Source organism: Pseudomonas sp. SST3 (assembly GCF_003325755.1).
This window is the reverse complement of the sequence record NZ_QORI02000011.1, coordinates 60,978-79,179: the sequence shown is the minus strand read 5'-3', so window position 1 is coordinate 79,179 and position 18,202 is coordinate 60,978. Positions and strand designations below refer to the sequence as shown.

Annotated in this window: 18 protein-coding genes and 2 pseudogenes; 6 read left to right on the top strand and 14 right to left on the bottom strand. The window is 62.6% G+C overall.

Translation table 11 applies throughout. From position 1 onward, the window contains the following. Window positions 1-56: 56 nt before the first annotated feature. The 4 genes from DQ405_RS13105 to rnd all read right to left on the bottom strand — a co-directional run bounded on the left by DQ405_RS13105 (window position 57) and on the right by rnd (window position 3,321). Window positions 57-1,283 (bottom strand): M1 family metallopeptidase, encoded by a 1,227-nt coding sequence (locus DQ405_RS13105; RefSeq protein ID WP_168424621.1) that lies wholly within the window; start codon window positions 1,281-1,283, stop codon window positions 57-59. A 52-nt stretch (window positions 1,284-1,335) separates the two neighbouring features. Continuing rightward, entirely contained in the window at window positions 1,336-1,785 is a 450-nt protein-coding gene (locus DQ405_RS13100; protein WP_168424620.1) for a YcgN family cysteine cluster protein, read from the bottom strand. 121 nt (window positions 1,786-1,906) lie between these two features. After that, complete coding sequence (locus tag DQ405_RS13095; RefSeq protein ID WP_168424619.1) at window positions 1,907-2,200, bottom strand: YcgL domain-containing protein; 294 nt, start codon at window positions 2,198-2,200, stop codon at window positions 1,907-1,909. Next, the gene (gene rnd, locus DQ405_RS13090; RefSeq protein ID WP_168424618.1) at window positions 2,197-3,321 is read right to left on the bottom strand and encodes a ribonuclease D; all 1,125 of its coding nucleotides are present in this window, start codon (window positions 3,319-3,321) and stop codon (window positions 2,197-2,199) included. The genes DQ405_RS13095 and rnd overlap by 4 nt, the downstream gene beginning before the upstream one ends. A gap of 149 nt (window positions 3,322-3,470) precedes the next feature. On the opposite strand from rnd, the pseudogene DQ405_RS13085 reads away from it, so the two are divergent. Together DQ405_RS13085 and DQ405_RS13080 are read left to right on the top strand one after the other, a co-directional pair. Then, window positions 3,471-4,315 (top strand): annotated as a pseudogene (locus DQ405_RS13085) (sulfurtransferase). Window positions 4,316-4,485: 170 nt separating this feature from the next. Next, entirely contained in the window at window positions 4,486-5,802 is a 1,317-nt protein-coding gene (locus DQ405_RS13080) for an OmpP1/FadL family transporter (RefSeq protein ID WP_168424617.1), read from the top strand. 42 nt (window positions 5,803-5,844) lie between these two features. On the opposite strand, the gene DQ405_RS13075 is transcribed toward DQ405_RS13080, so the two are convergent. After that, window positions 5,845-6,393: a glutathione peroxidase gene (locus DQ405_RS13075; protein WP_168424616.1), complete on the bottom strand. Its 549-nt coding sequence runs from the start codon at window positions 6,391-6,393 to the stop codon at window positions 5,845-5,847. Window positions 6,394-6,553: 160 nt separating this feature from the next. On the opposite strand from DQ405_RS13075, the gene DQ405_RS13070 reads away from it, so the two are divergent. The 4 genes from DQ405_RS13070 to modC are packed head-to-tail and all read left to right on the top strand — an operon-like array spanning window position 6,554 to window position 9,907. After that, window positions 6,554-7,366, top strand: coding sequence for a TOBE domain-containing protein (locus tag DQ405_RS13070; protein WP_168424615.1), 813 nt, complete (start codon window positions 6,554-6,556; stop codon window positions 7,364-7,366). A 7-nt stretch (window positions 7,367-7,373) separates the two neighbouring features. Next, window positions 7,374-8,129 carry a molybdate ABC transporter substrate-binding protein gene (modA, locus tag DQ405_RS13065; RefSeq protein WP_168424614.1) on the top strand — a complete coding sequence of 252 codons (756 nt, stop codon included), beginning with the start codon at window positions 7,374-7,376 and terminating at the stop codon, window positions 8,127-8,129. A 6-nt stretch (window positions 8,130-8,135) separates the two neighbouring features. Next, window positions 8,136-8,819: a molybdate ABC transporter permease subunit gene (modB, locus tag DQ405_RS13060; RefSeq protein ID WP_168424613.1), complete on the top strand. Its 684-nt coding sequence runs from the start codon at window positions 8,136-8,138 to the stop codon at window positions 8,817-8,819. Then, window positions 8,816-9,907 carry a molybdenum ABC transporter ATP-binding protein gene (gene modC, locus DQ405_RS13055; protein WP_168424612.1) on the top strand — a complete coding sequence of 364 codons (1,092 nt, stop codon included), beginning with the start codon at window positions 8,816-8,818 and terminating at the stop codon, window positions 9,905-9,907. The genes modB and modC overlap by 4 nt, the downstream gene beginning before the upstream one ends. A gap of 5 nt (window positions 9,908-9,912) precedes the next feature. On the opposite strand, the gene DQ405_RS13050 is transcribed toward modC, so the two are convergent. The 9 genes and pseudogenes from DQ405_RS13050 to DQ405_RS13010 all read right to left on the bottom strand — a co-directional run bounded on the left by DQ405_RS13050 (window position 9,913) and on the right by DQ405_RS13010 (window position 18,088). Further along, window positions 9,913-10,644, bottom strand: coding sequence for an adenosylcobinamide-GDP ribazoletransferase (locus DQ405_RS13050; protein WP_168424611.1), 732 nt, complete (start codon window positions 10,642-10,644; stop codon window positions 9,913-9,915). After that, window positions 10,629-11,222, bottom strand: a complete 594-nt coding sequence (gene cobC, locus DQ405_RS13045) for an alpha-ribazole phosphatase family protein (RefSeq protein WP_168424610.1) — start codon at window positions 11,220-11,222, stop codon at window positions 10,629-10,631. Before cobC ends, DQ405_RS13050 begins: the two co-directional genes overlap by 16 nt. Next, a complete protein-coding gene (gene cobT / locus DQ405_RS13040) occupies window positions 11,219-12,271 on the bottom strand; it encodes a nicotinate-nucleotide--dimethylbenzimidazole phosphoribosyltransferase (protein WP_241729982.1) in 1,053 nt (350 codons plus the stop codon). Before cobT ends, cobC begins: the two co-directional genes overlap by 4 nt. Then, window positions 12,268-12,789 (bottom strand): bifunctional adenosylcobinamide kinase/adenosylcobinamide-phosphate guanylyltransferase, encoded by a 522-nt coding sequence (gene cobU / locus DQ405_RS13035; protein WP_168424608.1) that lies wholly within the window; start codon window positions 12,787-12,789, stop codon window positions 12,268-12,270. The genes cobT and cobU overlap by 4 nt, the downstream gene beginning before the upstream one ends. Beyond that, a pseudogene (locus DQ405_RS13030) lies at window positions 12,786-14,256 on the bottom strand (cobyric acid synthase). The gene cobU and the pseudogene DQ405_RS13030 overlap by 4 nt, the downstream one beginning before the upstream one ends. Continuing rightward, complete coding sequence (cobD, locus tag DQ405_RS13025; RefSeq protein WP_168424607.1) at window positions 14,244-15,245, bottom strand: threonine-phosphate decarboxylase CobD; 1,002 nt, start codon at window positions 15,243-15,245, stop codon at window positions 14,244-14,246. The pseudogene DQ405_RS13030 and the gene cobD overlap by 13 nt, the downstream one beginning before the upstream one ends. Further along, window positions 15,238-16,149 (bottom strand): adenosylcobinamide-phosphate synthase CbiB, encoded by a 912-nt coding sequence (cbiB, locus tag DQ405_RS13020; RefSeq protein WP_168424606.1) that lies wholly within the window; start codon window positions 16,147-16,149, stop codon window positions 15,238-15,240. The genes cobD and cbiB overlap by 8 nt, the downstream gene beginning before the upstream one ends. Continuing rightward, a complete protein-coding gene (bluB, locus tag DQ405_RS13015) occupies window positions 16,146-16,796 on the bottom strand; it encodes a 5,6-dimethylbenzimidazole synthase (RefSeq protein WP_168424605.1) in 651 nt (216 codons plus the stop codon). Before bluB ends, cbiB begins: the two co-directional genes overlap by 4 nt. Continuing rightward, window positions 16,793-18,088 (bottom strand): cobyrinate a,c-diamide synthase, encoded by a 1,296-nt coding sequence (locus DQ405_RS13010; RefSeq protein ID WP_168424604.1) that lies wholly within the window; start codon window positions 18,086-18,088, stop codon window positions 16,793-16,795. The genes bluB and DQ405_RS13010 overlap by 4 nt, the downstream gene beginning before the upstream one ends. Between the last annotated feature and the right edge of the window lie 114 nt (window positions 18,089-18,202).

Here is an 18,202-nt window from a genome sequence, read left to right as displayed (position 1 = left end):
TGTGGATTGAAACTCCGCGCCGCAAGCGCGCCTGCTGCAAGACACCGCCCGGCGCCTCAACGCAGCAGGCGAGTATCCAGAACGGCCGAGCCGCCGCCCAGCATGGTTTCAGTGATATCGATGAAATCTTCGGTGGTGACCCTGTCGAGACGCATCAGACCCCGCGCGACGTCGTCCAGCGAGTGACGGCTCTTGCTGCGCTGACGGATCTCGCGATCGAGCTCCTGCAGCAGCAACACCGCCCTGGCCGTAACAGGGCCACTGGAGCGTTCCGTACGCAGGCTGTCCACCTTGCGACTCCATTTGGTCAGATGCTCACGAACGCGTTGGTAGCGGTCTTCGCTCATGCCGCCAGCACGGCGCATCAGTTCGATGGCGTAGTACTCGGCCAAGCCCTCGCTGATCCAGTCGCTGCGATCGGCATCGGTGATACGGCTGAACACATGGACCAGTTCATGCACTAGAGAGCTGGTGCCGTTCTCGCTGACCAGCGGACGATCAGCGTGCATGAATAGTGAATTCGGGCCGGACAGGCCGCCCCGCCACATTGGATCACCGGCGCCGACGACCAGCAGCTTCTTCGGATCACGGGGAAATACGTTCTGCACTTCAGGCCAGACGAAGGTCAGCAGCGTAAGGATATCCATGCGCCGCAGCCCCTCGCCTACCGGGCCCGCCACCGTCACATCCGTCTCACCCAGCCTGGCCCGGCGGCTGCCAAGCTTGCCGGCAAGAATCCAACCCGTAGGGCGGTCGAAAAGGCGCTCACGATTATCGATGCGAAAGCGGTTCTTGCCGATGCGCGGCCAGCCCGTCTCGACACTCTTCCACCCCTTCGGAAGCTCAACTTTCAACCGCGAGACCAGCCGCATGCCGTCCTGCTGATCAAGGCGACCGCTCGGAACCAGATCGTCACCGCGAAGCAACGCCCAGTCATCGGTCATCCGCGCATCGAAGCGGCCGCTTTTGCGCTGATGGCTGACTTTAACCCGATAGCTCAGCCGCGCCTTGCCGGCAGCCGGTCGCCAGACACCGCGATCGCCCTCCTGCTGCCAGGCGCCTTCGCCATCGGTTTCGAAATCGCTATAAAGTCCCGCATCGCCAAGATTGAAATCGAGGTATCTGATGGCGCTGCCATCCTCGAGGTGCAACTCGACCTCAGCAACGTCCCGCTCGGGGACGAACCTGACGATGAAATCAAGGTCGACCCGCTTGGCAGCCTGGGTCGGAGCGATGAACAGCAACAACAGAACAGCTAGCAGCGGTAACTGACGGAGGGACATCGAGCGGCTCCAGATTGGGTTCAGTGCTATGACGGTGCGACTGAAGGTAGATTCAACCGGCCCGAAAAATCAGATGATCTTCCCAGTCATCTTCAGCGACGGAACCCTCAGCAAGCATCCGGCCGGACTGGGAGATACGCTCGGCATGCACTGCATCCGGATCACCGCATACCAGGTGATGCCAGAGCGGGAGATCCTTGCCTTCGGCCACCAGGCGATAGCCACAGGTGGGCGGCAGCCATTTGAATTGCGCCGCATCCACCGCGGTCAGCTGAACACAGTCAGGCACACTGGCCCGCCGGTTGGGGTAGTCCGTACAGCGACAACTCTTTAGATCGAGCAGCTTGCAGGCGATGCGGGTGTAGTAAACGCTGCCGTCTTCCTCATCCTCGAGCTTTTGCAAGCAGCACAGCCCGCAACCGTCGCACAGCGACTCCCACTCGGCCGAATCCAGTTCGGCGAGGGCTTTGCGCTTCCAAAAAGGTTCGACTTTTGCCGCCATGACATGTCATCTCGAATCAAAGTTGCGAGTCTAGCCACTGCCGCCCGGCCGGCCAAGCGCGGCACGGCCGGCGGCGATTCAACAGACGGCCAGGCGACCAGCGGCCACCGGATCATGGTTTTCACATGGGATCGTTGCGACGCAGCAACTCGTCCGGCAGGTGCTCGATGTATTCCTCCTCAGGCGGCGGCATTTGAAGGTGGTAACCCTGCTTTTCCAGGTTATCGAGCACCGTCACGATGTCTTCCCGAGCCAATTTACGCTCGGGCGTTAGGACCATATCGAAGGCGTGCTGCGGTGGACCGAACGCGGCAAGCAGCGCTTCAGGCACGCGCGCTAACGCCTCGCTACGCTCGACGTACAGGTACATTTCGTTCTTGCGTGGGCTTCTATAGATAGAGCAGATGCGTTTCATGAAGTCTCTTCCAGTACATCAAGGAGCGCTTGGCCCATCCGCTCGCGACGCCATCCACGTAGCGAATCGGGCAGCTCGTAGGGGCCATCCGGATAACCGGTTTTCAACAAGGCTTCGAGCACTTTCTTACGCAGCATCAGTTCGGGGGCGATATCGAGGGCCTGGGCTTCGCGCTGGCCGACCGCCCGCAGCGTTTTCAGCAGCCCCGAGGCCTCTAGCGGCAACGGCTCTGGCAGAGGCTCAGGCCAGTCCTGCTCAGGTGTGGCGGCAGCGATACGGATAAGTTCGAGCAGGGTTTCGCCATCCTGACGCACGGTGCGCGGGTGCATGTCGTCGATGCGCGCCAGACTCACCAGATCGGTTGGCTGGGTGCGTGCCAGCGGCCACAGGCTGTGCTCGCGCAGTACGCGATTGCGTGGCTGGTTTCGCGCCCGCGCCTGGCGCTCGCGCCAAGCGGTCAAAACACGCAGCACGGCGAGCTGTTTCGGCTTGAGCCGCCAGGCTTGCTTGACGTCACGATAGGCTTCGTCAGGATCCGTTTCGCGCTGAAGATTCGCCACGAGCTCGGCGCCGTCTTCCTGCACCCAGGCACGCTTTTCGTCTGACAGCTTCGGCAGCAAGGCCTCGTACAGCTCGGCCAGATGCTGGGCATCCTCGGCCGCATAGCGCACCTGCATCTCACTCAGTGGCCGCTGAAGCCAGTCGGAACGCGTTTCGCCTTTGGGCAACTCGATGTGCAGAACGCTCTGTACCAAGCGTGAGTAGCCCATGGAAAAGCCAATGTTCAAATATCCGGCAGCAAGTTGCGTATCGAACAACGGCATCGGCAGGCTACCCGTCAAGCGCCAAAGCACTTCCAGGTCCTCGCTGCAGGCGTGCAGGACCTTGACAACGGCCTGGTCCTGCAGCAGTCCGGCAAACGCGGTCCAATCGGTAATGAGCAATGGATCGATCAGATAGGCGCAACGTCCATCACCGACCTGCAACAGGGCGGCGATAGGATAAAAAGTATCGACCCGCATGAACTCGGTGTCCACCGCTACATAAGGCAGCTGGCGCCACTCGGCACAAAGGCGGGCCAGATGCGCATCATCCAGCACCCATTGAGTTTCGATGGCCACTAGGCCCTCCTTGTTGTTCGGTATTACGACCGGCGTACGGGCGAAAAGGCGCGCAGTATATATCGTGCCCCGCTATTCGCAGCGCATTCATCGGTAGCGTCGCCTCCGCGTGATAACGTCTGGCCCAACAATCCGAACGGAGCCCCTCCATGCCGCTTGCCCAACTGATCGATACCGACCAACTGGCCGCACGGCTCTCAGAGCCGAATCTGCGGATTCTCGATTGCCGATTTGCCCTGGAAGATCCCGAGTACGGCAGACGCAGCTACGAGCAGGCCCATATTCCCGGCGCGATATACCTCGACCTCGAAAAAGACCTGTCAGATCCGGTAATACCTGGCCAGACGGGCCGCCACCCTTTGCCGCAGCCTGACAGGCTGATTGAGCGCCTTCGCGCGTCAGGCCTGAGCAGCGACAGTGAAATAGTGCTCTACGACGACGGTCCCGGCGCGTTTGCAACAAGGGCCTGGTGGTTGCTGGCATGGCTGGGCAAGCGCAGCGGCGTGTGTCTGCTGGATGGCGGTTTCAAAGCCTGGCGCGCAGCCGGAGGTGTGATGACCGGCGAACAGACCCGCATTCAGCCGGGCAATTTCGACGAGCTCCGGATAAAGACCTGCTGATAGATGCTCAGCAACTGCTCACGCGCCTGCAGCAGACCGATCTGGCCCTGTTTGACGCTCGTGCCCTTCCCCGTTTTCTCGGCGAGCACGAGCCCATCGATCCGGTGGCCGGACATATTCCAGGCGCTCGCTGCGTACCGTTCACCGAAAACCTCGACGCCACCGGGCGCTTTCTCCCACCCGAGCAGTTGCGCTCACGGTTCGACCAGCAACTAGCGGGCCGATCGACCGACACCCTGGTGGCCTACTGTGGGTCCGGCGTGACGGCCTGCCATAACCTGTTTGCGCTGTGCCTCGCGGGATACCCGCTGGCGCGACTTTATTCAGGCTCCTGGAGTGAGTGGATTACAGATCCAAGCCGACCTGTCGCTTGAAAAGGGAAAAATGACTGAATGGTCAGGATTCGGCTTAGGGGTTTTATCGACTAATCGATCGCTTATCGCCGCCAATCGTCGTTCCTTTACGAAAAATTGCACTCTTTCATTTGCGAGGGATCAGAGAAGCTTGATAGGGTCCGAGCCGCTTTTTCCCTTGGAGTACAACAATGAAAACAACTTGGTTGAAGACCGCCATTGCAATAGCCGTAGGCGCCCTTTCCACTCAGGTGATGTCCGCCGGCTTCGCGCTCAATGAGCAAAGCATCAGCGGCATGGGCACCTCTTTCGCAGGCCGCTCTTCTTCTGCCGACGACGCCACCACCCTGTTCGGCAACCCAGCCGGCATGTCGCGCCTCAAGCGTGAGGAAGTTAGCTTCGGGATGGCGGCGATCAGCGCCAAGACCGATATTAAAGATACCTCTGCGTTTACCCCACAGGGTCCTGGCGGCCTACGCGGCCCAGTCGGCGGAAGCAACGACGGCGACATGGTGCCGGTCACGGCTGTACCGATGGGTTACTACGTCAAACCGATCGATGATAAATGGGCAATCGGCGTTGGTGTCTACGTGCCATTCGGCCTTATCGCCGATTATGAAAGTGGCTTCCAAGGACGCTACCACGGCGATTACAGCGAAGTGCGCGTAATTACAGTTCAGCCGACTGTCAGTTATCGCTTCAACGAAAAGCTGTCGATCGGCTTTGGGCCGACAATTAACCGTATCGATGGCCAGCTAGAAAGCGCTTCGCTAAGCCGCTTCACTCCCGGGATCAATGATGGGCGGGTCAAGGTCAAAGGCGACGACACGGCGCTAGGTTTCAACGCCGGCTTGCTTTATGAGTTTTCGCCACAAACCCGTGCAGGCGTTACGTATCATTCCAAGGTCAAATACAAACTCGAAGGCGAGACCAAGCTTTCGGGCGCAGGCTTTGACCAGTTTGCAGCCGTTGGCCTACAGGCTTCCGGCGAATACGACGCATCGTTGGACCTCGACACGCCGGAATCGGTGGATATGTCGATCACTCACGATCTCGACGACCAGTGGACCCTGTATGCCGGCGCCATGTGGACTCGCTGGAGCCGCTTCGAAGCCATCGTGATTGAAAACCAAGGAATTCCTGGCCCGTTGCAGCCAAGCCTTGCCCCCATCGTCGAAGAACAGAACTGGCATGACACCTGGTCCTATGCCCTAGGCGCCGCATACAAGGTGAATAAGGAATGGACCCTGCGTACCGGTCTCGCCTTCGATCAAAGCCCAACCAACAATACAGACCGCTCGCCTCGCATCCCCACGGGCGATCGAACTGCGGTAAGCGTGGGCCTGGCCTGGAACCCGACTGACGACGTTACGGTTGACCTCGCTTACTCGTATCTTTGGGAAGAAGAAACAAAAGTACGGCACGAGCATCCATCCAAGGGTATATACAACGCCACCTACGAAAACAGCGCCCACGGCTTTGGCGCTGCTCTGAGCTACCGCTTCTGATGCACCTGCCCCGGCCGCTCGGCCGGGGCTTCTTTCCCCTCGCTACTTGCTCAACGCTTTTTCTACTGCCGCGATCAGCTTCGGATCGTCCGGCTCGACCTTGCTGGAAAAATAGTCCACCACCTTGCCGTTGCGATCGACTACGTATTTGTAGAAGTTCCAGCGTGGCGCCCCTCCTGCCTGCTCGGCCAATTCCCTGAACAGCGGTATCGCATCGCTGCCCCGCACCGGTTGGGTCTGGGCCATGGGGAACGTCACGCCGTAATTGACGTAACAGACCTCCGCCGTTTCCGCTGCGTCATCGGACTCCTGAAAGAAGTCATCCGACGGCACGCCGAGCACGACCAGACCCTCTTCCCGATATCGCTGATAGAGCGCTTCGAGCCCTTTGAACTGCGGCGCGAAGCCACAGAAGCTGGCGGTATTGACCACGACGAGCGCCTTGCCTTGAAACTGCTGGCAGAGGTCGATCGTTTCCTTGGAGCGCAGTTTCGGCAGTTCATGCTGCAACAACGCCGGGCATTCATTCGCCGCAGCGGGGCCAGCCAGCAGAATCAACGCAAGGGAGGCGACAAACAGACGGATTCTCATGGGACATCTCCAGACAGGATCGCAACCACGCTACTCCCGCCATGACGAGCCGGCAACGTCTAGCCTCGCCCGTCGGCAAACTCATCGCGCGGGCACAGCTTCGTTATATACAAATCTATATAGCGGCAGCAGAATAGTCGTTCTCGACCAGGAGCCAACCATGAGCAACCCCGAACCTCTCGCCCCGTTGCGCATCGACGGGCAACTCTGGTTCAACCGCGGCGAGAAAGGCTACCTCGGCGGCAAGCGCATTGAACTGCTGGAACAGATCGAGGCAACCGGCTCCATCAGCCGCGCGGCGAAGGCCATCAATCTCAGCTACAAGGCCGCCTGGGATGCGGTGGATGCCATGAACAATCTGTCGGAACGTCCGCTGGTGATTCGCGCCGTGGGCGGCGCCAAAGGCGGCGGCACCCAGCTAACGGACTTCGGCCGCGAAATGCTGCATGTCTGGCAACGCATGCAGCACGAGTACGAACGCTTTCTCGCGCAGGTAGCGCAGGGCATCGAAGGCTTCGACGACATCGACAAACTTCTCCGAGCGATTGCCATGAAGACCAGCGCACGCAACCAGTTCCGTGGTCGTATCACCCACGTCGAGAAAGGCGCGGTGAACGGCAGCCTGAGCCTCGATATCGGTGAAGGTCAGACGATCACCGCCACCCTGACCAACGACAGCATCGACGAACTCCAGCTGGCGCCGGGCAAGACCGCGATGGCGCTGATCAAGGCCAGCTTCGTGCTGCTGTCACCGGACCCGGCCGTGAAGATCAGCGCCCGCAATCGGCTGAGCGGCACTATCAGCGGCCTGACTCCCGGCGCAGTGAGTTGCGAGGTAAAGCTGATGTTGTCCGGCAACCGGACGCTGGGCGCGATCATCACCAGCGAAAGCGCCGAGGAGCTCGGATTGGCTGTTGGGCAGCCCTGTACCGCGCTGATCAAGGCGTCACACGTCATCATTGCTGTGGATTAAGGAAACGATGAACAGTATCCGCGGAATATTTATTACGCTGGCAGCCGCATGGCTGCCCCTGCCCAGCCATGCGGCGGAGGTGCAGATAGCGGTGGCTTCGAACTTCACCGCGCCGATGCACGTCATCGCCGAACGCTTCGAACGAGACACAGGCCACCAGGCGCTGCTGGCCTTTGGCTCGACTGGAAAGCTTTATGCGCAGATCCGCAACGGCGCACCTTTCGAGGTCCTGCTGGCCGCAGATGAAGAAATCCCAAGCAAACTGGAAGGCGAAGGGCTGGGCGTTGCCGGGAGTCGCTTCACCTACGCCATCGGCACCTTGGTGCTTTGGTCGGACAAAGAGGGTTACGTCGATGATCAGGCCAAAGTGCTGACGCAGCGACCCTTTCGCCACCTGGCCATCGCCAACCCGAAAACCGCTCCCTACGGCGCCGCGGCGATGGCGACACTGGCAAGGCTCGGTCTAGCCTATTCGGTACGAGCCAGGCTGGTACAGGGTGAAAACATCGCTCAGACCTATCAGTTCGTTGCCAGCGGCAACGCGGAGCTCGGCTTCGTCGCCCTATCCCAGTTGCTCGAAGAGGGCGAGATTCGGCAAGGATCGGCCTGGATCGTCCCTGCCGCTTATCATCCACCGATTCGACAAGACGCTCTGCTACTGGCCAAAGGTCGCGGCAACCCGGCGGCGCAAGCATTGCTCGACTACCTGCAAAGCGCAAAGGCGGCTGACGTAATCAAGGCGTACGGCTATAACCCGGAGTGACACGCCATGCCAACCTTGGATGATGCGAGCCTCTCGGCAATCTGGCTGACGCTCAAACTTGCCGGTATCACCACTATGTTGCTGTTGGTGATCGGGACACCCATCGCCTGGTGGCTGGCACGCACAGGCTCACGGCTGAAAGGTCCGATCGGCGCGGTGGTGGCACTGCCCCTGGTACTGCCACCGAGCGTGCTGGGCTTCTATCTGCTGGTGGCCATGGGGCCCAACGGCCCGGTCGGGGAGCTGACGCAGTTTCTCGGTCTCGGCACGCTGCCCTTTACCTTCGCGGGTCTGGTCGTGGGGTCGTTGTTCTATTCCATGCCCTTTGTGGTGCAGCCGTTGCAGAATGCCTTCGAGTCCATTGGCGACAGGCCGCTGGAAGCTGCGGCAACCTTGCGCGCCGCCCCGCTGGACTGCTTCTTCAGCGTCGTATTGCCACTCGCCAAACCCGGCTTCATCACCGCCAGCATTCTCGGCTTCGCCCATACCGTGGGCGAGTTCGGCGTGGTGTTGATGATCGGCGGTAACATTCCCGAGAGGACCCGGGTGGTATCCGTGCAGATCTACGACCATGTGGAGGCGATGGAATACACCCAGGCGCACTGGCTGGCCGGCGGGATGCTGCTGTTCTCGTTTCTGGTGCTGCTCATTCTCTATAGCAGTCGCTTCAGGCAGGGGTGGCGTGGATGACCACCAGCCAGACAGCTATCAACGCCAAACTGAAACTGAGGCATCCCGGCTTTACCCTGGATGTCGACCTGCAACTGCCGGGGCGCGGCGTCACCGCACTGTTCGGCCATTCGGGGTCCGGCAAGACCAGCTGCCTGCGCTGCATCGCCGGGTTGGAACGTGCCGGCACCGGCTTGCTCGAAGTGAACGGCGAATGCTGGCAGAACTCGGCCAGCCGGGTGTTCGTACCGCCTCACCGGCGAGCCCTCGGCTACGTCTTCCAAGATGCCAACCTTTTCGCGCACCTGACGGTCAGGCGCAACCTCGAGTTCGGCATGAAACGCGTCGCTGCCCACCTGCGGCGCGTCGTCTGGGATCAGACCGTGGAGCTGCTTGGCATCGGGCATTTGCTGGAGCGCATGCCGGAGCACCTGTCCGGCGGCGAACGCCAGCGCGTTGCCATCGCCCGAGCGTTACTGACCAGCCCCCGATTGTTGCTGATGGATGAGCCACTGGCCGCCCTGGATCTCAAGCGTAAACAAGAGGTGCTGCCTTACCTTGAGCGGCTGCATGACGAACTGGAAATTCCAGTCATCTACGTCAGCCATTCACCGGATGAGGTGGCACGACTTGCCGATCACGTGGTGCTGCTGGAAGAAGGCCGCGTGATCGCCCAGGGCGGGTTGCACGAAACCCTCGCCCGCCTCGATTTGCCGATCGCATTCAGCGAAGACGCGGGCGTGGTCATCGAATCGCAGATCGCCGAACATGATCCGGCCTATCACCTGACGCGACTGGTATTTCCCGGCGGCGACGTGCTGGTGGCGCAGCGCGACGAAGCGATCGGTCAGCGGTTGCGCTTTCGAGTCCACGCAAGGGACGTCAGCCTGGCCCTGGAACGCGCAGAAGGCACCAGCATCAGCAATCTGCTGCCCGCTCGCGTCGAGCAGATAGTCGCTGCCGATACGCCCGCGAACGTTCTGGTCAGGCTCGATGCTCAGGGCACGCCGCTACTGGCCCGCATCACCCGGCGCTCGGCCGATCAGCTTGGTGTCATCGAGGGCAAGCCGCTCTGGGCACAAATCAAGACGGTGGCGCTGCTGGGCTGAATCGCTCATAGCTGCGCGGCCAGCGCAACCAGCACGCTGCACTCGACCAGTTCCAGCAGCGCCCCGGCGGTGTCGCCGGTGGTGCCGCCTATACGCCGGCACATCGCCCTTCGTGCCAGCCAGCCGACGCAACCAGCAACGAGCAGCGCCAGCCAGCCGGTGCCCACCAACACAAGACACAGCAAAACAGCTGCGATCAGCGCCCCTGTGACCTGCCCTCGCGGAAGGTGCTCGGCAAGCCCCTGTCCAAGCCCACCCTGACGGACGTAGGGCGTACCGAGGAACAGCCCCAGCACCGAGCTACGCCCCAGTACCGGTGCGAGCAGTAACGCCAGCTCGCCTCCATCCGCAAGCAGCACCCAGAGCGCAACGAACTTCAGCAGCAGCAACAGCACCAGCACCACCACGGCAGCCGGTCCACTGCGCGGGTCTTTCATGATCGCCAACGTGCGCTCGCGATCATCAAAGCCTCCCAGCCAAGCATCGGCGCTGTCCGCCAGCCCATCGAGGTGCAGAGCGCCGGTCAGCGCAACCCATGCAGCCAACAACAGTGCCGCTTTCAACGGCGCAGCCGAACTACCCAGCGCCATGTCGAGCAACCAGAGCAGGCTGCCGATCAGCAGCCCGACTAGCGGGTAATAGAGAAGCGACTTGCCGACCTGCTGCGGTTCGGGTTTGCCGTCCAGGCGCACCGGCAGGCAGGTGAGAAACTGCAATGCGATCAGGAAAGGCCGCATCGCTCCTCCAGCCAGAGCGTGGCATCGGCGAAGCCGGTTCTCAGCCCGAACAGTTCGCCATGGCCGACTTCGACCTCTAACAGACGTTCACGCAGCAGGCCACGCGCCTGAGCCAGCAGCAAACGCATCACGCCAGCATGGGTAATGAGCAGCACGCGTTCGCCTGCACATCGGTCCGTCAGCCGCTCGATTGCCGCCAATATGCGGCTCTCGAAGGCAGTGACAGGCTCCCCGCCGGGCGGTGTATACCCGTAAGGGTCGCGCCAGAAGCGGCCCAGCTCATCGCTGTGTTCGATCATCAGCTCGGCGGCAGTACGGCCCTCCCAATCGCCGAAGTCCAGCTCTCGCAGGTCAGGCTCCAGTTCGAGCGGAAGTTGCTGTTGTTCGGCCAGTTCAGCAGCGAAACCGGCGCAGCGGCGCAGGGGCGAGCTGACGATACGTTGCCAAGGCCCTTTGTCGGCGACGGCCGCCCGCAACTGAGTCCAGCCGGTGGTACTGAGCTCGTCATCCAGCCGACCGCGAAAGCCACCGCCGGATACCGTCTCGCCATGGCGCAGCAGATCCAGGTGCAGGCTCATCGTTGCTTCGCCGCGACAGCTGCTTCGGCGAACGTGGCCATGCCATCGTGCAGTGCGCAGGCCAGCCGTAGCAGCGGAACCGCCAGCGCCGCACCGCTGCCTTCACCCAAGCGCAGGCCAAGGTCCAGCAAGGGTTGCGCATCCAGTTCTGCCAGCACCGCGGCGTGTCCCGGTTCCGCCGAACGATGGGCGAACAGCAGCCATTCCCGGCAGGCCGGATTCAGGCGCATCGCGCAAAGCGCCGCCACACTGCAGATGAAACCATCGACCAGCGCCACGATGCCTTGCTGCGCACAGGCGATATAGGTGCCCGTCAGCGCGGCGAGTTCGAAACCGCCGAGGCGCTGCATCCAGCCGAGCGTGTCGTGTGCGCCTGCATGGAATGCCAATGCGCGCTCGATGACGGCGCATTTGTGGGCTACACCCGCGGCGTCCAAACCGGTCCCCGGGCCTGCCAGGCTCTGCGGCTTGCAACCCAGCAAGGCACAGGCCAGCGCCGCCGCCGTGGTGGTATTACCGATACCCATCTCACCACCGATGAACAGGTCGGTTTGCTGCTGCCGCGCCCGCAACACACTGTCACGTCCGGCCGCCATGGCGTGCTGGCACGTCTCGCCGCTCATTGCGGCAGCCTGGGTGAAATTACGCGTGCCGGGCCCTAGCGCCAGGTGGCGCACCGCTGGTAGCGGCTGCAGTCGTGTCGCGGTTCCCAGGTCGATTACTTCCAACCTCGCGCCGAGCTGGCCGGCGAGCACACTGATTGCCGCACCACCATTGACGAAATTGCCGAGCATCTGGCCGGTGACAGCCTGCGGAAATGCCGAAACGCCCTCCTCCGCCACGCCATGATCGCCAGCAAATACAGCGATCCAGATGTGCTCGAGTGTGGGCCGCTGGCAGCCTTGCAGTGCCGCCAATTGCGGGACGAGCGATTCGACTCGACCCAGTGCCCCAGGCGGTTTGGTCAATTGCGCGTCGCGCTGAAATGCCGCCCCGCGTGCCGAATCGTCCGGCACCCGACATGCCTCTTGCCACCAGTGCCGGCTCAAATGGGCTCTCCTTTCAAAATCATGGGCAGACCCGCCACGGTGAACACCACGCGTCCGCATCGTTCGGCCAGGGCCTGGTGAAGCCAGCCGGCCTCATCGACATAGCGCCGACTCAGCTCGCCCAGCGGCACCACGCCCAAGCCGGTCTCATTGCTCACCAGCAGCACTCGCCCCGGCAACTCGGCCAGGCAGTCAAGCAAGGCCTGGCGCTCCGCTGCGAGCCGGTCCGGGTCGTCCAGCATCAACAGGTTGGTCAGCCATAAGGTCAGGCAGTCGACTAACACGCAGCGATCGGCATTGGCCTGTTCGGCTAACACGCGCGCCAGCTCCAGCGGCTCTTCCACCAACGCCCAGCCGCTCGGCCGTCGGGCACGGTGCTGTGCGATACGCTCGCTCATCTCACCATCCAGCGCCTGGCTCGTGGCGATGTAGGTGACAGCCAGACCGCTGTCGCTGGCGAGACGCTCGGCCAGCCGACTCTTGCCGGAACGGGCACCCCCGAGAATAAGTTCGATCACGTGCCGGCCTCCGTTGACAACCCGCAGAGTGCGAGCAGGCGCGTGGTGTCCAAATGGGTTTTCGACCAGATCGGCGAGACGCTCGATATCGCGTTCGCGCATTGCCTGGTAATCGATTCGCTGCGCTGCCTCCAGCCCCGCCCAGCGCAGTAGCGCCTGACAGGCGTCGGGCGCTTCGAACAGGCCGTGCAGATAGGTGCCGAGTACTTGGCCATCCTCGCTAATCGCGCCATCGCATCGGCCATCGTCGAGTCTCACCGCAGCGCGTTCCAATGCCGGACCGCTGCTTACACCGGCATGGATCTCGTAGCCGCTGGTCGCGGCTTCGCCGAAGGCCAGCCGACCGCGCACATTGCGCAGCTGCTTGCTGGCCGCCAGCTCCGTGGAGAGTTCCAGCAGCCCTAGCCCATCACTCTGGCCAGCCGGGCCTTCCAGACCAAGCGGGTCGGCGATACGCTCGCCGAGCATCTGCAGTCCGCCACAAATGCCTAGCACCTTGCCGCCGTAGCGCAGGTGCCGCTGGATTGCCCGATCCCAGCCGTTCTCGCGCAGCCAAGCGAGATCAGCACGTACGCTTTTCGAGCCCGGCAGAACGATCAGGTCAGCAGCCGGCACCGCCTGCCCGGGGCCGATGAAACGCAGGTCGACCTGCGGATGCAAACGCAGCGGATCGAAATCCGTGTGGTTGCTGATACGCGGCAGCACCGGCACCACTACCTTCAACGTCTGCTCGCCTTTCGCTGACTGCCGCACATCGATTGCGTCCTCAGCCTCGAGGTGGAAATCCATCAGATACGGCAGCACGCCGAGCACCGGTTTGCCGGTGCGCTGCTCGAGCCAGTCCAGGCCCGGCTGCAAGAGCGCTATGTCACCACGGAAACGATTGATCACGAAGCCTTTGACGCGTGCCTGCTCGCTCGGGCTAAGCAATTCCAAGGTGCCGACCAGGTGGGCGAACACACCACCTTTATCGATATCGGCGATGAGAATCACCGGGCAATCGACTGCCTCGGCAAACCCCATATTGGCAATGTCATTGGCGCGCAGATTGATCTCCGCCGGCGACCCGGCACCTTCGACCACCACTACCTCATACGCTTCGCTGAGACGGCCATAGGACTGGAGTACCGCCTCCATCGCCACGCGTTTGTAGTCGTGGTAGGCCACCGCATCCATGTTAGTGACGGCTCGTCCGTGGATGATCACCTGCGCGCCGATGTCGCTGTTGGGCTTGAGCAGGATGGGGTTCATATCGGTGTGCGCTGGCAGTCCGGCGGCCTGCGCCTGTACCGCCTGGGCCCGACCGATCTCGCCGCCTTCGGCCGTCACTGCGCTGTTGAGCGCCATGTTCTGCGGTTTGAACGGCACGACGGCGACGCCCTGACGCCTGAGCCATCGACAAAGCGCAGTCACCAGTGTGCTTTTCCCCGCATCGGATGTGGTGCCCTGAACCATCAAGGTGCCCATACACGGCTCCCCTTATATGTGGCCAACGCCATTTCGAGCCGAGCCCAGCCTTGCTCGTCTGGCGGCAGGCCAAAGCGCAGACTCGACGGATGTCGGTAGCGGCGCACCAGAATGCCCCGCTCGGCCAGGAATTCGTATAGCCGGCTCGATTGTTCGATCAGCACCCATTGAAACAATCCGCAACCGCCCGCTGGCGGCAGGCCGCGCGCCGTCAGCAACTGTGCTAGGCGCTCGGCATCGGTCAGCAGGCGCTCGCGCTGGTCGCGTTGCGCCTGGCGGTCCGCCAGCAATGCGCTGCCTATGAACCGCGACGGCCCGGCTATGGGCCAGGGCCCTAGCGCCTCATCGAGCAGGCCAAGCAGCTCGGCTTCAGCCAACACGAACCCGAGCCGCGCGCCTGCCATGGCGAAGAATTTGCCGAACGAACGCAGCACGATCAAACCAGGGAGATGGCTGTGCATCGCCAGGCTTTGTCCCGGGGTCGGGTCCATGAACGCTTCGTCGACGATCAACCAGCCGCCACGCTCCGCCAGCCGGGCGTGCCAGTCGAGCAGCTGCGCTGGAGCCAACAGCCGTCCGGTGGGGTTGTTCGGATTGACCACCACCAGTACGTCAAGCTGATCGAGCGCTCGCGGCACACCGCCTTCGCTGAACTCGAACAGACGATGCCCCTCTCGGCGCCAGGCCTCGGCGTGCTCGCTGTAGCAGGGCGAAACGACCCCAACCTGCAGCTGCCGTCGCAGCCGGGGCAACATCTGGATCGCCGCCTGCGAGCCGGCGACCGGCAATAGTGATCTGGCGTGGTAGTAATCACGTGCGGCCGCTTCCAGCCCATCTTCGGTTTCGGGCAAGCGTGTCCAGACGTCCGCCGGAATGGCGGGCACCTCGAAACCATAAGGCGCGATGCCCGTCGACAGGTCGAGCCAATCCGACAGCGGGATGCCGAACGCCTGCGCCGCCGCGCGCAAGCGGCCGCCGTGCTCAAGCATGTAGCCAATCTCCAAGTAACAGGACCAACAGCCAGACGCCAACGCCAGCCCAGACCATATCCAGTGCACGCTCGATATCGCGCGCCTGCGGTGCTTCGCCTACACCCAACGTTGGGCGATGGTGCACCTCACCGTGATAGATCGCCGGCCCGCCCAGCGAAACGCCCAATGCTCCAGCACCAGCCGCCATCACCGGACCTGCGTTGGGGCTGTCCCACAACGGTGCCTGCTGTCGCCAGCAGCGCCAGGCTTTTCGCGTCTGCCCTAGTACGGCATACGTCAGGGCAACCAGCCGGGCCGGTACGAAATTCAGCACGTCATCGATACGTGCGGCGGCCCAACCAAAGCGTTCGAAGCGCTGATTGCGATAACCCCACATGGCGTCCAGGGTATTGCTCAAGCGGTACAGCACGACGCCCGGCGCACCGGCCACCGCGAACCAGAACAGCGCGGCGAATACCGCATCGCTTCCGTTTTCCAGGGCCGACTCGGTCGCCGCACGGGCCACGCCCTGCTCGTCCAGCCCGCTCGGGTCGCGGCTGACGATAAATCCGACGCGTCGACGCGCCTCGGTCAGGTCGCCATTGCGCAGAGCGTTCGCGACCGGCAGCAGGTGCTCGCCCAGGCTGCGCAGGCCAAGCGCAACGTATAGCAGCAGGATCTCGATCAGCCAGCCAATCCCAGGCAACAGGCTCAATAACCAGGCGGCAAGGGCTAGGGGCAACACCGCCAGGCACCAGGCTGTGACGCCGTGGCTTCGCCAGCCGCGACCAGCCGGGCCGTTGAACTGCTGCTCCAAACGGTCAGCGAATTGTCCGAACATCACCAATGGATGAGCGCGCCGCGGCTCGCCCAGCCATGCATCCAACCCGATCCCGGCGAGACAACTCAGCACCAGGCTCACGGTAACTGTTCCCACCGGTCTTCAAACAGCAGCTCTGCAAGTGGGCGCGGCTGGACCCAACCCTGCAAGGCGAGCATGGGCGCGGGGTAGAACCGCCCGACCGGCCCGAGGCAGATCACGGCCACCGGCTCGGCGCCGGCCGGCATTTGCAATAGCTCGGCCAATGCCTGCGGATCGAACAGTGAAACCCAGCCCATCCCCAGGCCCTCCGCCCGCGCAGCGAGCCAGAGATTCTGGATAGCGCAGGCGGCGGATGCCAAGTCCATCTGCGGCATGGTGCGTCGGCCGAAAATGTGCGCGTCACGATTGTCCATCAGGGCAACGACCAGCACTTCGGCGCACTCTGTGATGCCCTCGACCTTCAGCTGCATGAATTCACGACCGCGTTCTCCCAACGCGTCGGCTGTGCGAACCCGCTCCCGCTCGACCAATTCAGCGATGGCCAGACGCAACTCTGTGTGGCGAATACGGATGAACCGCCAAGGTTGCATCAACCCAACGCTTGGCCCCTGATGCGCGGCTTCGAGCAAGCGCGCCAGAACCTCAGGCGGGACCTCGCCGCCGTTGAAGTGGCGCATATCGCGACGCTCGGCGATCGCCCGGTAGACCCCGGCGCGCTGCTCCTCGGTAAAGGCGTGCTCGTTCATGGCTTGAACAGAGCGGCAGCCGCCACAGGATTGGACGGCAGGTAAAAGTGGATATAGGACGCTGTCAGCCGTCCCTGCCGGTATACCGCCTCGGCCGTTCGCTTGTAGTTCGGGCATTCGCCGCGGGCAACCGGTTGCAGGCTCGAATCGAGGGACGAATGGTGAAAGGTGTGCCCACGCAAACGCCCTTCAGGCAGCTCAACTTCCTGCAGCGCCAGCGCGGTCAGGCGCTTTTGCATCTGCGCTTCGCCCGGCAGCAGGCCGAGCATCGTTCCACGGGCGCCGGTCTGATCAGTCAGCCGGTCGAACAGATAGAGCATGCCGCCGCATTCCGCCAGTATCGGCTTACCCGCAACATGGTGCGCGCGAATGGCCTCGCCCATGGCGCGGTTGCCAGCGAGTGCGCGCAGATGCAGCTCGGGGTAACCGCCTGGCAAGTACAGGCTGTCCACTACCGGCAGCTGAGCAGAACTCAGCGGAGAGAAAAACCGCAGCTCGGCACCGAGCGCCTGCAGCAGATCGAGATTGGCCTGGTAGACGAAGGCGAACGACGCATCGCACGCCACGCCAATACGCACCCCCTGCAATAACGGCGACAGCTCGACAGCACAGGGCGGCGCAAAGGAAACCGGTTCCGGCAGCTTGCAATCCGCACTTGTCTCCAACGCATCGGCGCCGGCGTCTAGACGCGCATCCAGATCCGTCAGTTCCTGCGCTTGCACCAAACCGAGGTGGCGACTCGGCAGGCTGACCGCCTCGCTGCGCGGTAGCGCACCAAACCAGCCGATATGATCCGGCAGACAATCGCGGAGAATGTCACCATGGCGGCTGCTGCCGACCCGGTTGGCGAGTACACCCGCGAACGGCAGATCCGGCTGATAACTGGCCAGACCATGCGCCAGCGCACCGAAGGTCTGTGCCATGGCCGAGCCATCCACCACGGCCAGAATCGGAATGCCGAAATGTCGCGCCAGATCAGCAGCTGACGGCGTACCGTCGAACAGCCCCATGACGCCTTCGATCAGAATCAGATCCGCCTCGCCCGCCGCTTCCCATAGCAAGCGCCGGCTTTGCGCTTCGCCGACCATCCATAGATCGAGCTGGTAGACGGGATTGCTGCTGGCGTGGGCCAGCACCATCGGATCGAGAAAATCCGGACCACACTTGAACACTCGCACGCGTTTGCCCTGGCGTCGGTGCAAACGGGCAAGGCCCGCAGTCACCGTCGTCTTGCCTTGTCCCGAGGCTGGTGCGGCAATCAACAGAGCTGGACACTGGCGCGGCGCGTTCATCGTGCGACCCCGATCCTGACGGGAGTCGATTCACGTACAAGCGGCGCGACACCGTAGGGTGGGTGACGCTCTACCCATCCACCGCCGGCAATGGCGGAGGTATAAAAGGTCATC

Excerpts from the sequence above, each read along its gene's own strand:
- DQ405_RS13095 (WP_168424619.1), bottom strand. The coding sequence starts at position 2,200 with ATGAAACGCATCTGCTCTATCTATAGAAGCCCACGCAAGAACGAAATG.
- modA (WP_168424614.1), top strand. The coding sequence starts at position 7,374 with ATGAACAGTATCCGCGGAATATTTATTACGCTGGCAGCCGCATGGCTG.
- DQ405_RS13050 (WP_168424611.1), bottom strand. The coding sequence starts at position 10,644 with ATGCGGCCTTTCCTGATCGCATTGCAGTTTCTCACCTGCCTGCCGGTG.
- DQ405_RS13075 (WP_168424616.1), bottom strand. The coding sequence starts at position 6,393 with ATGAGAATCCGTCTGTTTGTCGCCTCCCTTGCGTTGATTCTGCTGGCT.
- modB (WP_168424613.1), top strand. The coding sequence starts at position 8,136 with ATGCCAACCTTGGATGATGCGAGCCTCTCGGCAATCTGGCTGACGCTC.
- cobD (WP_168424607.1), bottom strand. The coding sequence starts at position 15,245 with ATGCTTGAGCACGGCGGCCGCTTGCGCGCGGCGGCGCAGGCGTTCGGC.
- cobC (WP_168424610.1), bottom strand. The coding sequence starts at position 11,222 with ATGAGCCTGCACCTGGATCTGCTGCGCCATGGCGAGACGGTATCCGGC.
- DQ405_RS13080 (WP_168424617.1), top strand. The coding sequence starts at position 4,486 with ATGAAAACAACTTGGTTGAAGACCGCCATTGCAATAGCCGTAGGCGCC.
- DQ405_RS13105 (WP_168424621.1), bottom strand. The coding sequence starts at position 1,283 with ATGTCCCTCCGTCAGTTACCGCTGCTAGCTGTTCTGTTGTTGCTGTTC.
- DQ405_RS13100 (WP_168424620.1), bottom strand. The coding sequence starts at position 1,785 with ATGGCGGCAAAAGTCGAACCTTTTTGGAAGCGCAAAGCCCTCGCCGAA.
- modC (WP_168424612.1), top strand. The coding sequence starts at position 8,816 with ATGACCACCAGCCAGACAGCTATCAACGCCAAACTGAAACTGAGGCAT.
- DQ405_RS13070 (WP_168424615.1), top strand. The coding sequence starts at position 6,554 with ATGAGCAACCCCGAACCTCTCGCCCCGTTGCGCATCGACGGGCAACTC.
- DQ405_RS13010 (WP_168424604.1), bottom strand. The coding sequence starts at position 18,088 with ATGAACGCGCCGCGCCAGTGTCCAGCTCTGTTGATTGCCGCACCAGCC.
- bluB (WP_168424605.1), bottom strand. The coding sequence starts at position 16,796 with ATGAACGAGCACGCCTTTACCGAGGAGCAGCGCGCCGGGGTCTACCGG.